Source organism: Streptomyces tyrfis (assembly GCF_037034285.1).
Classification (GTDB): Bacteria; Actinomycetota; Actinomycetes; order Streptomycetales; family Streptomycetaceae; genus Streptomyces.
Genome location: NZ_JBAGJZ010000141.1, coordinates 1 through 277 on the forward strand (window position 1 = coordinate 1; position 277 = coordinate 277).

At 72.6% G+C, this 277-nt stretch carries 1 protein-coding gene; it reads left to right on the forward strand.

Annotated features, from left to right (window positions below; genetic code table 11):
- The coding region (locus tag WA762_RS35580) for an oligopeptide/dipeptide ABC transporter ATP-binding protein (RefSeq protein WP_335941725.1) at positions 1-240 on the forward strand (240 nt) is incomplete at its 5' end.
- Positions 241-277: the final 37 nt, after the last annotated feature.

A 277-nucleotide genomic window follows, 5' to 3' on the forward strand; every position in this document is an offset into this window, starting at 1 on the left:
GACCCGGAGGCCCGGGAGAACCGCGAGCGGATCATCCTGACCGGTGACGTCCCGTCCCCGGCGAACCCGCCGTCCGGCTGCCGTTTCCGCACCCGGTGCTGGAAGGCGCAGGACAAGTGCGCCACGGAGACGCCGCTGCTGGCGGTGCCCGAGCGTTTCAAGACCTCGGACACGCCGGCCGCGCACGAGTCGGCCTGCCACTTCGCCGAGGAGAAGGACATCGTCGGCGCGGCTTCGTAACCGGACCGCGCGGAACACGCGCCCCGGCCGACACGGA